Raw genomic sequence first — 14,283 nt, forward strand, 5'->3', positions numbered from 1 at the left:
CGATACATGCCTCCTGCCAGTACCGGGGCGTCCACCCTCACCGTGGCCGCCTCGCCCCAGCCGTCCCCCGTCGCCGCCCGTGTGGCCACCACCGACTCCGCCGCGACGGACCGTCTCGAACCGGGCCGCCCCGGCTACCGCCGGATGAGCTTCGCGCTCTTCGCCGCAGGTGTCGCGACCTTCGCACTCCTCTACTCCACGCAGGCCCTGCTGCCCGCCGTCTCCGCCTCCTTCGGCGCCACGGCCGGACAGGCCAGCTGGACGGTCTCCGCGGCGACCGGCGCACTGGCGCTGTGCGTACTGCCGATGAGCGCGCTCTCCGAGCGGTTCGGACGGCGGCAGATGATGACCGCCTCGCTGACGGTCGCCGTACTGGTCGGGCTGCTCGTCCCCTTCGCTCCCTCGCTGGGCTGGCTGATCGCGCTGCGCGCCGTCCAGGGTGCGGCACTGGCCGGGCTGCCCGCCTCCGCGATGGCGTACCTGGCCGAGGAGGTGCGGCCGAAGGCACTGGTCGCCGCGATCGGACTGTTCGTGGCCGGCAACAGCATCGGCGGCATGAGCGGCCGCATCCTCACCGGCTGGATCGCCCAGCTCTGGGGCTGGCGCGCGGCGCTCGGCGCGGTCGGCCTGCTGGCCGTGGTCTGCGCGGTGGTCTTCCACTTCATGATCCCCCGGGCCCGGAACTTCACTCCCGGGACGCTGAGCCCGAAGGCCCTCGCGAAGACCGTCGGCGGGCACCTCGCCGATCCCCTGCTGCGCCGGCTGTACGCGATCGGCGCGCTGTTCATGACGGTGTTCGGCGCGGTCTACACGGTGATCGGCTACCGCCTGGTGGAGGCGCCGTTCAACCTCCCGCAGGGCATCGTCGGCTCGATCTTCCTGGTCTACCTCGTCGGTACGGTCTCCTCCGCCGCGGCCGGCAAGCTGGTCGCCCGGCTCGGCCGCCGGGGCGCGCTGTACCTGGCCGTCTCCACCACGGCCGCCGGTCTGCTGCTCTCGCTCGCCGGCCAGCTGGCCGCCGTGCTCCTCGGCCTGGTCCTGATCACGGCGGGCTTCTTCGCCGGGCACGCGGTCGCCTCCTCGTCCGTGAGCCGGGCCGCGACGAAGGGCCGCGCCCAGGCGTCGGCGCTCTACCAGTCCGCGTACTACCTGGGCTCCAGCGCGGGCGGCACGCTCGGCGCGGTCGCCTTCCACGCCGGGGGCTGGGCCGGGACCGTCTCGCTGGGACTGCTCGCGGTCCTCGGCGTCGTCTCGATCACCCTTTACGGGACGCGGGCCGCCCGCGCCTGCCGGACGGTTCCGGCGACCCCCGTGCGGCACCGGGGCACGGCCTCCGTACAGAACTGAGACATACGGCGCACAACCATCCACTCCCCGACGCGCGTCTAGAAGGCGGAACCACCTCACGGCGCGCGAAGGGGAGTTGGCGTACATGGGAGTCGCGGGGAACATGCGGGGAGTCCGGTTGCGGCGCGGGCTCGCACTGTCGGTCGCGGGAATGACCGCGGTACCGGCGCTGGTGCTGGCCACCGGCGGGTCGGCGCAGGCTGCGTCCTGCACGACGTCCACCGGGCCGTACCAGAAACAGGTCGAGAAGTACCTGAAGCGGCCGGTCGACGGCAAGCAGTCGGCGGCCGACTGCAAGGCGATCAGGGCGTTCCAGAGCACCTACGGGGTCACCCCCACCATCGGGTACGCGGGTCCGGTCACCTGGCGCACGATGAAGACGCTCACCGCCCAGAAGGCGGCCGGCAAGAATCCGAACAAGGACAAGAAGTGCCCCACCAACAAGGGGCGCATCGCGTGCGTGGACCTGACCCGGCAGCTGAGCTGGATCCAGGACGGCAGCAAGCTGAAGTTCGGCCCCGTGCCGGTGCGGACCGGGCGCAACGGGTACGAGACCCGCACCGGGTCGAAGAAGATCTACTGGCGCCACATCGACCACGTCTCGTCGATCTACCACGTGTCGATGCCGTACTCCCAGTTCTTCGACGGGGGTCAGGCGTTCCACGCGGTCGGCCTGAAGATGTGGAACCCGCCGGGGTCGCACGGCTGCGTCAACATGCGTACCGCCGACGCCAAGTCGTACTGGAAACTGCTGAAGAACGGCGACGACGTATACGTGTACGGACGCAAGCCCGGAACATGACCTGAAACAGGGCGGCTTCAGTGCTTCACACCCCCGCTGTCAGTGGCCTGCGGTAGCTTCCGGAGTGCCGGGTGAGCGGTGTCACAGCGCAACAGGGGTGGAGCGATGAGTGATCTGACAGCGACGACGGACATCGACAGCCGTCTGGAGGGACACCGGGTCGAGCTGACCGGTTACTGCTACCGGATGCTCGGCTCGGCCTTCGAGGCGGAGGACGCGGTACAGGACACGCTGGTGCGTGCCTGGCGCAACTTCGACAAGTTCGAGGGGCGTTCCTCGCTGCGGTCCTGGCTGTACCGCATCGCCACCAACGTCTGCCTGGACATGCTGAACGCGAGCAACAAGCGGGCCCGTCCGGTCGATCTGACTGGCCCGACCCCGCTCGCCCAGGCAGCGCTCAACCCCCTGCCGGAGAACACCTGGCTGGAGCCGATGCCGGACGGCCGCATCCTGCCGACGGTGGCCGACCCGGCGGAGGCCGCCGTGGCGCGCGAGTCGGTGCGCCTGGCGTTCGTCGCCGCGCTCCAGCATCTGCCGCCCAAGCAGCGTGCCGTGCTGATCCTGCGCGAGGTGCTGGCCTGGAAGGCGAGCGAGGTCGCCGAGCTGCTCGACACCTCGGTCGCCTCGGTCAACAGCGCTCTCCAGCGGGCGCGGGCCACCCTCACCGAACACGAGGGCAGGCCCGCCGACGCCGCGAATCCGCTCGACGAGGAGCAGCGCAAGCTCCTTGAGCGGTACGTGGCGGCCTTCGAGGGCTACGACATGGCGGCGCTGACGGCGCTGCTCCATGAGGACGCCGTGATGACCATGCCGCCGTTCGACCTGTGGCTCCAGGGGCACGACGACATCACCGGCTTCATGCTCTCCATCGGCGCGGGCTGTGCCGGCTCCCGCCTGGTGGCGACGTCGGCGAACGGCACCCCTGCGTTCGCCCACTACAAGCCGAATCCGGACGGGCCCGGATTCGTGCCGTGGGCGGTCCAGGTCATCGACATCTCGGACGGGGCCATCACCGGGATGCACTGCTTCCTGGACACGCCACGCTGGTTCCCGCTCTTCGGGCTGCCGGACCACCTCGACGACGACGCGGCGGTGTGAGACCGGGCATGAGACGCGGTATACGCAACGGGCTGGTGGCCGGCTGGGTGGTGCTGGCGGCCGGTGGCTGGGGGGTGACCCAGTGGATGGGCGAGCCGTCCGCCACCGGTGGCCCCGAGCCCGGTACGGCCCGGCCCTCCGGGCCGGGCCGTGAGCCGGGGCCGCAGCCCGAGTCCGTCTGCGACGACCTCGCCGGTGCCTCGTCGCCGCGGCCCACCGCCACCCCTGCCCCGCTCCTCAAGGCGTCGGCGGAGTCGGACCCGGTCGACGGCGTGACCGTCCGGCTTCGGGCGGTGGCCTGCGACGTGGCCAGGATCACGGACTGAACGGGGCGGGGCCGGGGGGCCCTGTCCCGCTCCCCGGTCTCGCCCCTGTCCCGCACTCCAGGTCCACCACGTCGGCCAGCCCGACCAGGTCCAGCAGGCTCTGCAGCTCGGGCGGCACATTGCGCAGCCGCAGCCTTCGGCCCCCCGCCCGGCGTGCGACGAGCCCCAGCCGGGCTATCGCCTCGACCAGGGCCAGATCCGCGCGTACGACCCCGCCCACGTCGCAGTCCACCCCGGCACCCGGATCACGGGCGGCGCCGTCGGGGCCGTACAGCAGCGCCTCCAGCTCGGCGCAGAGTCCCGGCACCACGTCCCTGGTGACGCGGCCGGTGACGACGAGAACGATCGGGGTCATGGCTTCCACATCACAGAGACCGGCCCGGCGGCCGAAACTCATCGCTGCCCGGATGCGTGCTTCCCGGCGGACGCCGCGGCCCGGGACACCGTGCGCGGCCGGGCGGGGCCCGCATCGCCCCTCGTCCGCCTCCGATCACCCCGACAGCCTCCGACGGCCTCCGACCGGTGATCTTCCGTCAACTCCGGTTATTTGTGGGCCTCCTGTGAACCAGCCCGCTCAATTCCCCCTCTAGGTACGTGAACCGGCCGGTGCGGCGTCCCCGTCACACCGACTGACCAGCGGCCCTCTCGCGGGCCGCCCGATTCTCCAGGGGGAGAGTTGCGCAAACACGTGAGAAACGCGTGTGTTTCGACCATCGCCGCGGCAGCAGCCGTGGCACTCGCGGCCGGGATGACCAGCCCGGCCGTCGCACAGCCCGACGCCGCCCAGCCGTCCGGCACCGGGGCCAGGACCCAGTGGCCCCCGGCCCAGAACCGGCTGACGCTGATCACCGGTGACGTCGTCACGGTGGACGCCAAGGGCCGGGTCATGGGTTTCCGGGCTGCCGAGGGGCGCGAGCACATACCCGTGCAGCGGCAGATAATCGACGGGCACACCCTGCTCGTCCCCGCCGACGCGCACCGCCTGATCAGCTCCGGGAAGCTGGACCGCAGGCTGTTCGACGTCACCGAGCTGAGCCGCGCGGAGAACCGCCGGGCCCAGAAGTCGGGCCTGAAGCTGATCGTCTCCTACCGGGGCGCGAAGGCCGCCGACGCGAAGGCGGAGGTCCGCGCGGCCGGTTCCACCCGGGTCGACCGGACCCTGAAGACGCTGAACGCCCAGTCGGTGATCACCCCGCAGCGCGATGCCCAGGACATCTGGCAGGCGCTCACCAGCAAGGACTCGCGCAACGCCCAGCGCACCACCGCCGCCGGGATCGACCGGGTCTGGCTGAACGGCGTACGCCGGGCGAGCCTCGACAAGAGCGTCCCGCAGATCGGCACCCCGGCCGCCTGGAAGGCCGGCTACACCGGCAAGGGCGTCAAGATCGCCGTCCTGGACACCGGCGTGGACGCCACCCACCCCGACCTCGCGGGCCAGATCCTCGACACGAAGAACTTCACCGCCTCGCCCGACGCCAAGGACCGGGTCGGCCACGGCACCCATGTCTCGTCGATCGCGGCCGGCACCGGCGCCAAGTCGGGCGGCAAGTTCAAGGGTGTGGCCCCGGACGCCAAGCTGCTGGAAGGCAAGGTGCTCGACGACGACGGCTTCGGCGACGACGCCGGCATCCTGGCCGGCATGGAGTGGGCGGTCGCGCAGGGCGCCGACATCATCAACCTGAGCCTCGGCGGCGGCGACACCCCCGAGGTCGACCCGCTCGAAGCGGCGGTCAACAAGCTGTCGGCCGACAAGGGCGTCCTGTTCGCCATCGCGGCGGGCAACGAGGGCGATGCGGCCGGCACGATCGGCTCCCCGGGCAGCGCGGACGCCGCGCTGACCGTCGGCGCGGTCGACGACAAGGACGAGCTGGCCGACTTCTCCAGCCGTGGTCCGCGCATCGGCGACAGCGCGATCAAGCCCGATGTCACCGCCCCCGGTGTGGACATCACGGCGGCGGCCGCCCCCGGTTCCGCCATCGACCAGGAGGTCGGCCAGAACCCGCCGGGCTACCTGACGATCTCCGGTACGTCGATGGCGACCCCGCACGTCGCGGGCGCCGCCGCGCTGCTCAAGCAGCAGCACCCCGAGTGGAAGTACGCCGAGCTCAAGGGCGCGCTGACCGCTTCGACGAAGCCGGGCGCGTACACGCCGTTCCAGCAGGGCACGGGCCGGATCGCGGTCGACCGGGCGATCGCCCAGACCGTCGTCGCCGAGCCGGTCTCGCTGAACTTCGGGCTGCAGCAGTGGCCGCACACCGACGACGCCCCCGTCACCAAGACGGTGACGTACCGCAACCTCGGCAGCAGCGACGTCACCCTCGACCTCGCGGTCACTGCGACCGGCCCGAAGGGCGAGCCCGCCCCGGCCGGCTTCTTCGCCCTCGGCACCGACAAGGTGACCGTCCCGGCGGGCGGCACCGCTGATGTGCCGCTGACCGTGAACACCAAGCTGGGCGGTACGGCCGACGGCACGTACTCCGCGTACGTCGTCGGGACCGGTGGCGGCCAGAGCGTGCGCACGGCGGCCGCGGTCGAGCGCGAGATCGAGTCGTACGACCTCACGGTCAAGACCATCGGGCGCGACGGCAAGCCCGCCGAGTTCACCGAGTCCGACCTCTACGGCCTCTCCGGCCCGGCGCTGGGCACCTGGGTCGCCCCGACCGGCAGGGGCGGAACCGGAAAGGTCCGTGTTCCCAGGGGCGGTTACGCGCTCAACGCGGCCGTGTACGTCGACCCGGAGAACGGCGCCAAGGGCACCGACTGGCTCTCCCAGCCGAAGCTGGACATCACCAAGAACGTCACGGTGACCCTCGACGCGCGCAAGGCGAAGCCGGTGGGCTTCACCCTGCCGACCACCGGCACGAAGGCCCAACTGGGCACGTCGGAACTCCGGTTCGCGACCAAGGACACGTCCTACGGCTACGGCTGGGTGCTCGACTCGTTCCAGGGCTTCCGCACCGCGCACTTCGGCCCGGCGGTCACCGACGGTTCGCTCTCCGAGCAGTGGATCGGCTCCTGGACCAAGGGTGCCTCCACCCGGTACGACATCGCTCTCGACGGTCCGGTGACCCGGGCCTCGACCGGTTACAGCCGGAAGTTCACCTCCGGTCAGCTGGCCAAGGTGAACATCGCCCTCGGCGCGTCCCGCAAGGGCAAGACCGGCGAGGTCGCGGCCTGGAGCACGTTCCCCGGCTCGACCGGCAGCTGGGCGGCCTGGTCGCTGCACAAGGTGCCCGGCACCACCACCGCGTACGTCTCGACCGCCGACAAGGCGAAGTGGTCCTTCGACTTCATCCAGGACGGTGCTCCGGACGCCGACGGCATCCCGGGCATCGACGCGATGTACACCATCGGCTCCCCGCAGACCCTCAAGGCGGGCAAGACCTACGCGAAGAAGGCCAACACCGCGGTGTTCGGCCCTGCGCTCGGCTCCGGCAACGGCATCATCCGCGACGGCGACTCCATCGTCCCGATGCTGCCGATCTCGGCCGACGGCAACGGCAACACCGGCTCCCAGGCGTACAGCTCGGTCAAGACCGTCCTGTACCGCAACGGCGCGAAGCTCGCCCAGAACGCGGACCCGCTGGAGGGCGTGCCCTTCACCGTGCCGGCCGCCGCCGCTGACTACCGGCTGACGAGCTCGGTCCGGCTCGACCCGAAGGCCACGGCCCTCTCCACCCGGATCGACGCGAGCTGGACCTTCCGCTCCAAGAAGACCGCCACGGAGACCCTGCTGCCCATCTCCACGGTCCGCTTCACGCCCAATGTGACGCTGGACGGCAAGGTGACCTCGGGCCGGACCGCTTCGGTGCCGGTGAAGGTGCAGGGCGCCGCCGCTGGCAAGAACCTCAAGTCGCTGACGGTGTACGTCAGTTACGACGCCGGCAAGACCTGGAAGAAGTCCACGGTCAAGGCGGGCAAGATCTCCGTGAAGAACCCGGCGAAGGGGAAGTCCATCTCCTACCGGGCGAACGTCACGGACAAGAAGGGCAACAAGTCGTCGGTGTCGATCTACAACGCCTACTTCGGCAAGTGAGCACGTAGCCCCACCCCGACCTCACGACGGCGGCCCGCCGGGACGGATTCCTCCGCCCCGGCGGGCCGCTCGCGTCTTCCGGGCCGCGTCCGGCGGCACTTCTCAGCTGACCGGAAAGATCCCGGTGTCCAGGTCCAGCCCGAACGGCTCGGGCAGCGTCAGCTTCTCCCCGTACTCGACCGTGTCCAGCACCCGGTAGGTACCGCCGTCGGGCTTCCCGTAGAGCGTGGCGGTGGGGCGGCCCGAGTGCCACGGGTCGAGCAGCAGGAACAGCCCGACGCCGGCCTGCGCGTAGCCGTGCACCTTGCCGATGCGGTCGTGATTGGCGTTGGCCTGCGAGGTTATCTCGACGACGAGCCGCGCTTCCTCGGCCGGGATGCGGTTGCCCGGTCCGGTTGCCACGGCACGCGGTACGACGACCAGATCGGGGATGTAGAGCCCGGCCCGCCCGGGTACCGAGACGCCGAGGGTCTGATAGATCTCCCAGTCCTCCGGAATCACGGAGTAGAGCCTGCGTTGCAGCAGTGCCGCAGTGGTGTTGTGGTCCTTGGACGGCGGTGGCGACACGGTGACGATCCCCTCGATGATCTCCACCTTGCAGCCCTCGGGTGCGTCCGTCTCCTCCCAGATCCGGACGAGGTCGTCCCAGTCCTGGCCGCGGCCGGGGGCGGGGTCGACGGTGAGTGCGCTCATGGCGGTCTCCTCTTATCGGTGCGTCACCGAGTCCAGCATGCCGAACGGGATCGGTGGCGGTCCACCGATCCCGTTCACCCGTACGAGGAAACCGCAGGTCAGGCGATACGTTCCCGCACCACGGGGGTGGCGGTGAACGCCGTGCCGGAGGGCGCGATGTCGTACGCGTCGGGCAGGGCCTTGAGGGCGTAGTCGAACTTCTCGGGGGTGTCGGTGTGCAGCGTCAGCAGGGGCTGGCCGGCCGTCACCGTGTCGCCCGGCCTGGCGTGCAGTTCGACGCCCGCGCCGGCCTGGACCGGGTCCTCCTTGCGGGCCCGGCCCGCGCCGAGGCGCCAGGCGGCGACGCCGACGTCGTAGGCGTCCAGGCGGGTCAGTACGCCGGTGGAGGGGGCCGTGACGACGTGCTGCTCGCGGGCGACCGGGAGCGTCGCGTCGGGGTCGCCGCCCTGGGCGGAGATCATCCGGCGCCAGACGTCCATCGCGGAGCCGTCGGCGAGGGCCTTCTCCGGGTCGGCGTCCTTGAGCCCGGCCGCGTCCAGCATTTCGCGGGCCAGGGCGAGGGTGAGGTCGACGACGTCCTTGGGGCCGCCACCGGCCAGCACCTCGACCGATTCGCGGACCTCCAGGGCGTTGCCCGCGGTCAGGCCGAGCGGGGTGGCCATGTCGGTGAGCAGGGCGACCGTGCGCACTCCGCTGTCGGTGCCCAGGGCGACCATGGTGGAGGCCAGTTCGCGGGCGTCCTCGATGGTCTTCATGAAGGCGCCGGAGCCGACCTTGACGTCCAGGACGAGCGCCCCGGTGCCCTCGGCGATCTTCTTGGACATGATGGAGCTGGCGATCAGCGGGATGGCCTCGACGGTGCCGGTGACATCGCGGAGCGCGTACAGCTTCTTGTCGGCGGGGGCGAGCCCGTCACCGGCGGCGCAGATCACCGCGCCGGTGGTGTCCAGGACGTTCAGCATCTCCTCGTTGGAGAGGTGGGCGCGCCAGCCGGGGATGGACTCCAGCTTGTCGAGCGTGCCGCCGGTGTGGCCGAGGCCCCGGCCGCTGAGCTGCGGCACGGCGGCGCCGCAGGCGGCGACCAGCGGGGCGAGCGGCAGGGTGATCTTGTCGCCGACACCTCCGGTCGAGTGCTTGTCGGTGGTGGGGCGGGAGAGCGACGCGAAGTCCATGCGCTCGCCGGAGGCGATCATGGCGGCGGTCCAGCGGGCGATCTCCGTACGGTTCATCCCGTTCAGCAGGATCGCCATGGCCAGTGCGGACATCTGCTCGTCGGCGACCTCGCCGCGGGTGTAGGCGTCGATGACCCAGTCGATCTGCTCGGGGGTCAGCTCGCCTCGGTCCCGCTTGGTGCGGATGACGGAGATGGCGTCCATGTCCTGGAATTCCTTCCGGCCGGTGCGTACGCAGGAGTCCCCAATGACTCTACGCGCATAGAGGGTGGAAACGGGGATGGCCCTCCCGACGTGCGGGAGGGCCACCGTCTACTTCAGATGGTTGGGGCCGAAGGCCTGCGGCAGCATCTCGTCGAGCGTGCGCAGCCCGTCCGGCGTCTCCAGGACGAGCTCGGGGCCGCCGAACTCGTACAGCAGCTGCCTGCACCTGCCGCACGGCACCAGGATCTCGCCCGCTCCGTCCACACAGGTGAAGTGGGTCAGCCGGCCGCCACCGGTGGCGTGCAGCTGGGAGACCAGCCCGCACTCGGCGCACAGCCCGATGCCGTACGAGGCGTTCTCGACGTTGCAGCCGGAGACCGTACGGCCGTCGTCCACGCGTGCCGCGGCGCCGACCGGGTAGTGCGAGTACGGGACGTACGCGCGAGTCATCACGGACCGTGCGGCGCTCCGCAGCGCCGCCCAGTCGACCTCCGCGGCGGCCGTCACTTGCCCTGGCCCTTGCGGTAGCGCATACCGTCCGCCTTCGGCATCCGCAGCCGTTGGGCGGAGAGCGAAAGGACGAGCAGCGTGACGATGTACGGGGTGGCGCTCACGAACTCGGTGGGCACGGTGTCCGTACCGAGGTACCAGACCAGCACCGCGGCGGCGATGACCGCGCTGACCACGCCCTGCACGAAGCTCTTGCGGTAGAGCTTCCAGGCGGCGAGCGCGGCCAGCACGACGACGAGCAGCAGAAGCAGCGCGTGGACGGACTCGCCGCCGTTGCGCAGCTGGAGCGCGTCGGCGAAGCCGAACAGCCCGGCGCCCATGGCGAGCCCGCCCGGCCGCCAGTTGCCGAAGATCATCGCGGCGAGACCGATGTAGCCGCGGCCGCCGGTCTGGCCCTCGTTGTAGATGTGCGAGGTGACGAGCGAGAGGAAGGCACCGCCGAGGCCGGCCATGCCGCCGGAGACGATCACCGCGATGTACTTGTACGTGTAGACGTTCACGCCGAGCGACTCGGCGGCGACCGGGTTCTCGCCGCAGGAGCGCAGCCGCAGCCCGAACGAGGTCTTCCAGAGCACGAAGAACGTGAGCACGAACAGGACGATGGCCAGGATCGTCAGCAGCGAAACGTTGGTGACCAGGCCGCCGAGGACGCCGGCCAGGTCGGAGACGAAGAACCAGTGGTGCTTCTCGATGGAGTGCAGCCAGTCGGAGAGGCCCGGAATCGTCACCGAGGTGATCTCGTCGGCCGGTGGGGACTGCTTCGGGCTGCCGCCCTTGGCCGCCGCCTCGCCCGAATTGAACCAGAGCTTGGCGAAGTAGGTGGTGAAGCCGAGCGCCAGGATGTTGATGGCGATACCGGAGATGATGTGGTCGACGCCGAAGGTGACGGTCGCGACCGCGTGCAGCAGTCCGCCGAGCATGCCGCCGACGACCCCGGCCAGTACGCCGAGCCACGGGTTGGTCTGCCAGCCGGCCCAGGCCCCGAAGAAGGTGCCCAGGATCATCATGCCTTCGAGGCCGATGTTGACCACGCCGGCCCGCTCGGCCCAGAGGCCGCCGAGACCGGCGAGGCCGATCGGTACGGCCATGGCGAGGGCCGCGCTGATCTGGCCGGCGGAGGTGACGTCCTCGGCCCCGGTGATGGCGCGCACGGCGGACAGCGCGAGCAGCACGCCCGCGATGATCAGCAGGACGACGGGGAAGGAGAGGCGGGTGCGGCCGCCCTTGCCGCCGGCGACCTTGGGGGCCGCGGGGGGCGGGGTGGAAGTCGCCGTGGCGCTCACGCCGACACCTCCTGCTGGTCGTTGTTACGGGCGGCGGCCTGTGCGGCGAGTTCCGCGCCGACCTTGCTCTGCTGGCGCTTGAGTCCGTAGCGGCGGACGACTTCGTACGCGATGACGACGCACAGGACGATGACGCCCTGGATCACACCGACGATCTCCTTGTCGTAGCCCTCGAATTCGAGCTTGCCGGTGCCGCGCTCCAGGAAGCCCCAGAGCAGCGCGCCGAGCGCGATGCCGATGGGGTGGTTGCGGCCGAGGAGGGCGATGGCGATACCGGTGAAGCCGATGCCGACCGGGAAGTCGCCGCTGTACTCGTAGCTGTCGTTGAGGAGGGTCGGCATGCCGATCAGACCGGCGACGGCGCCGGAGATCAGCATCGAGGTGATGACCATCTTCTTGACGTCGACACCGCTGGCCTCGGCCGCGGAGCCGGACTGGCCGACCGTGCGCAGGTCGAAGCCGAAGCGGGTGCGCGAGAGCGTGAACCAGTAGGCGACGCCCGCGACGACCGCGACCACGATGAAGCCCCAGACGGGCGACGGGGTGGTCGGGAACTCGAAGAAGTGCGAGGACTCCGGGATCGGCTTGGTGGAGATCTTCGTGCCGGCCTCGTCGAGGTGGCCGAGCCGGCCCTGCTGGAGCAGGTAGCCGATGATCGCGGTCGCGATGGCGTTCAGCATGATCGTCGAGACGACCTCGCTGACGCCCCGGGTGACCTTGAGGACACCGGCGATGCCGGCCCACATCGCGCCGACGATCATCGCGGTGAGGATGATCAGCGGGATCTGCAGGGCGCCGGGCAGCGTCAGCGCGCCGCCGACCGCGGCGGCGAAGAAGGCGGCGAGGCGGTACTGGCCGTCGACGCCGATGTTGAAGAGGTTCATCCGGAAGCCGACGGCCACCGCGAGACCCGCGAGGTAGTACGTCGTCGCCTTGTTGAGGATGTAGACCTGGCTGTCCGACTTCATCCCGTAGTCGAACATGATGCCGAAGGCGCTGAACGGCTCCTTGCCGGTGGCGGCCAGCACGAGTGCGGTCACCAGGAAGGCGACCACGATCGCGAGTACGGGGGCCGCGATCCCCAGGAGCAGCCGCTCCTTGTCGATCTTCTTCATCGGTCCTCTCCCCCGTCCCGGGGGTCGGTGTCGGTGCTGTCGGCGCCGTCGGTGCTGTCCGCGCCGTCGGCGGCCGTGTCCTCGGGTGCCGGTGACTCGTCCGGGGCTTCCAGGTGGCCGGTGGCCGCACCCGTCATCGCCGAGCCGAGCTCCTCCGGGGTGATGGTCGCCGGGTCGGCGTCCGCCACCAGCCGGCCGCGGTACATGACGCGCAGGGTGTCGGAGAGGCCGATCAGCTCGTCCAGGTCGGCGGAGATCAGCAGCACCGCGAGACCTTCGCGGCGCGCCTCGCGGATCTGGTCCCAGATCTGCGCCTGCGCGCCGACGTCCACGCCCCGGGTCGGGTGCGCGGCGATCAGGAGCTTGGGGGCGTGGCTCATCTCGCGGCCGACGATCAGCTTCTGCTGGTTGCCGCCGGAGAGCGAGGCGGCGGTGACGTCGATGCCGGGGGTGCGCACGTCGTACTCGCGCACGATCCGCTCGGTGTCGGCGCGGGCGCCCTTGAGGTCGAGGAACGCGCCCTTGCTGTTGGGGCGTTCGGTGACGTGGCCGAGGATGCGGTTCTCCCAGAGGGGGGCCTCCAGCAGCAGTCCGTGCCGGTGGCGGTCCTCGGGGATGACGCCCATGCCGTCCTCGCGGCGCTTGCGGGTCGGCGTGCGGGAGATGTCGGCGCCGTCGAGGGTGAGCACCCCGGCGTCGAGCTGGCGCATGCCCATGATCGCGTCGACGAGTTCGGACTGGCCGTTGCCCTCGACGCCCGCGATCCCGAGGACCTCGCCCTTGTGGATGGTGAAGCCGATCCCGTCGAGGACCGAACGCACCACGCCGTCCGGGTCGGTGGCGCTCAGCCGCAGCCCGTCGACGGTCAGCATCGGCACGTCGGTGACGGTCGACTCGCGGGTCTCGGGCGAGGGGAGTTCGCTGCCGACCATCAGCTCGGCGAGCTGCTTGGTCGTGGTGCTCTTCGGGTCGGCGGTGCCCACCGTCGTACCGCGCCGGATGACGGTGATCTCGTCGGCGACCGAGAGGACCTCGCCCAGCTTGTGCGAGATGAAGATGACGGTCAGGCCCTCGGCCTTGAGCTCGCGCAGGTTGTCGAAGAGCGCGTCGACCTCCTGCGGCACCAGGACGGCGGTGGGCTCGTCGAGGATCAGGGTGCGGGCGCCGCGGTAGAGGACCTTGAGGATCTCCACGCGCTGCCGGTCGGCGACCCCGAGGTCTTCGACCATGGCGTCCGGGCGGACCCCGAGACCGTACGAGTCGGAGATCTCCTTGATCTTCGCGCGGGCCCGGTCGCCGATCCCGTACAGCTTCTCCGAGCCGAGGACGACGTTCTCCAGGACGGTGAGGTAGTCGGCGAGCATGAAGTGCTGGTGCACCATGCCGATGCCGCGCGCGATGGCATCACCGGGGTTGTGGAACGAGACCTGCTCGCCGTCCACCGCGATGGTGCCCTCGTCCGGCTTCTGCATGCCGTAAAGGATCTTCATCAGAGTGGACTTGCCGGCACCGTTCTCGCCGACGAGGGCGTGGACGGTGCCGCGGCGCACGGTGATGTCGATGTCGTGGTTGGCCACGACCCCGGGGAACCGCTTGGTGATGCCGCGGAGCTCCACGGCATTGGGACTGCTGGACGCGTTGATGGCGCACTCTCCTTGGCAGGAGCGGAGGGCGGAGGCGGTGGGAGCGTGAAAGGT

The 14,283-nt window shown here is 70.6% G+C and carries 12 protein-coding genes; 5 read left to right on the forward strand and 7 right to left on the reverse strand.

Annotated features, from left to right (window positions below; genetic code table 11):
• The first annotated feature begins 6 nt into the window (after positions 1 to 6).
• The 4 genes from ACIRJP_RS07345 (at position 7) to ACIRJP_RS07360 (ending at position 3,573) form a co-directional block, all read left to right on the forward strand.
• Entirely contained in the window at positions 7 to 1,347 is a 1,341-nt protein-coding gene (locus ACIRJP_RS07345; RefSeq protein WP_404169313.1) for an MFS transporter, read from the forward strand.
• Positions 1,348 to 1,432: 85 nt separating this feature from the next.
• Positions 1,433 to 2,149 (forward strand): L,D-transpeptidase family protein, encoded by a 717-nt coding sequence (locus ACIRJP_RS07350; RefSeq protein ID WP_404169316.1) that lies wholly within the window; start codon positions 1,433 to 1,435, stop codon positions 2,147 to 2,149.
• A gap of 105 nt (positions 2,150 to 2,254) precedes the next feature.
• Complete coding sequence (locus tag ACIRJP_RS07355) at positions 2,255 to 3,247, forward strand: sigma-70 family RNA polymerase sigma factor (protein ID WP_404169319.1); 993 nt, start codon at positions 2,255 to 2,257, stop codon at positions 3,245 to 3,247.
• An 8-nt stretch (positions 3,248 to 3,255) separates the two neighbouring features.
• Positions 3,256 to 3,573 carry a hypothetical protein gene (locus ACIRJP_RS07360; RefSeq protein ID WP_404169322.1) on the forward strand — a complete coding sequence of 106 codons (318 nt, stop codon included), beginning with the start codon at positions 3,256 to 3,258 and terminating at the stop codon, positions 3,571 to 3,573.
• Here ACIRJP_RS07360 and ACIRJP_RS07365 read toward each other — a convergent pair.
• Positions 3,563 to 3,970 carry an STAS domain-containing protein gene (locus ACIRJP_RS07365; protein WP_404169325.1) on the reverse strand — a complete coding sequence of 136 codons (408 nt, stop codon included), beginning with the start codon at positions 3,968 to 3,970 and terminating at the stop codon, positions 3,563 to 3,565. The genes ACIRJP_RS07360 and ACIRJP_RS07365 overlap by 11 nt on opposite strands.
• A 351-nt stretch (positions 3,971 to 4,321) precedes the next feature.
• Here ACIRJP_RS07365 and ACIRJP_RS07370 point away from each other — a divergent pair, with 351 nt between their 5' ends.
• A complete protein-coding gene (locus tag ACIRJP_RS07370) occupies positions 4,322 to 7,609 on the forward strand; it encodes a S8 family peptidase (RefSeq protein WP_404169715.1) in 3,288 nt (1,095 codons plus the stop codon).
• A gap of 102 nt (positions 7,610 to 7,711) precedes the next feature.
• On the opposite strand, the gene ACIRJP_RS07375 is transcribed toward ACIRJP_RS07370, so the two are convergent.
• The 6 genes from ACIRJP_RS07375 to ACIRJP_RS07400 all read right to left on the reverse strand — a co-directional run bounded on the left by ACIRJP_RS07375 (position 7,712) and on the right by ACIRJP_RS07400 (position 14,202).
• The gene (locus ACIRJP_RS07375; RefSeq protein WP_404169328.1) at positions 7,712 to 8,302 is read right to left on the reverse strand and encodes a Uma2 family endonuclease; all 591 of its coding nucleotides are present in this window, start codon (positions 8,300 to 8,302) and stop codon (positions 7,712 to 7,714) included.
• A gap of 98 nt (positions 8,303 to 8,400) precedes the next feature.
• On the reverse strand, positions 8,401 to 9,678 hold the full coding sequence (locus ACIRJP_RS07380) for a thymidine phosphorylase (RefSeq protein WP_404169331.1): 1,278 nt from the start codon (positions 9,676 to 9,678) through the stop codon (positions 8,401 to 8,403).
• A gap of 108 nt (positions 9,679 to 9,786) precedes the next feature.
• A complete protein-coding gene (locus ACIRJP_RS07385) occupies positions 9,787 to 10,185 on the reverse strand; it encodes a cytidine deaminase (RefSeq protein ID WP_404169334.1) in 399 nt (132 codons plus the stop codon).
• Positions 10,182 to 11,471, reverse strand: coding sequence for an ABC transporter permease (locus ACIRJP_RS07390; protein WP_404169337.1), 1,290 nt, complete (start codon positions 11,469 to 11,471; stop codon positions 10,182 to 10,184). The genes ACIRJP_RS07385 and ACIRJP_RS07390 overlap by 4 nt, the downstream gene beginning before the upstream one ends.
• The gene (locus ACIRJP_RS07395) at positions 11,468 to 12,586 is read right to left on the reverse strand and encodes an ABC transporter permease (protein ID WP_266689015.1); all 1,119 of its coding nucleotides are present in this window, start codon (positions 12,584 to 12,586) and stop codon (positions 11,468 to 11,470) included. The genes ACIRJP_RS07390 and ACIRJP_RS07395 overlap by 4 nt, the downstream gene beginning before the upstream one ends.
• Complete coding sequence (locus ACIRJP_RS07400; RefSeq protein ID WP_404169341.1) at positions 12,583 to 14,202, reverse strand: ABC transporter ATP-binding protein; 1,620 nt, start codon at positions 14,200 to 14,202, stop codon at positions 12,583 to 12,585. The genes ACIRJP_RS07395 and ACIRJP_RS07400 overlap by 4 nt, the downstream gene beginning before the upstream one ends.
• Positions 14,203 to 14,283 lie beyond the last annotated feature (81 nt).

The organism is Streptomyces sp. NPDC102437, from assembly GCF_044765565.1.
Taxonomy (GTDB): domain Bacteria; phylum Actinomycetota; class Actinomycetes; order Streptomycetales; family Streptomycetaceae; genus Streptomyces.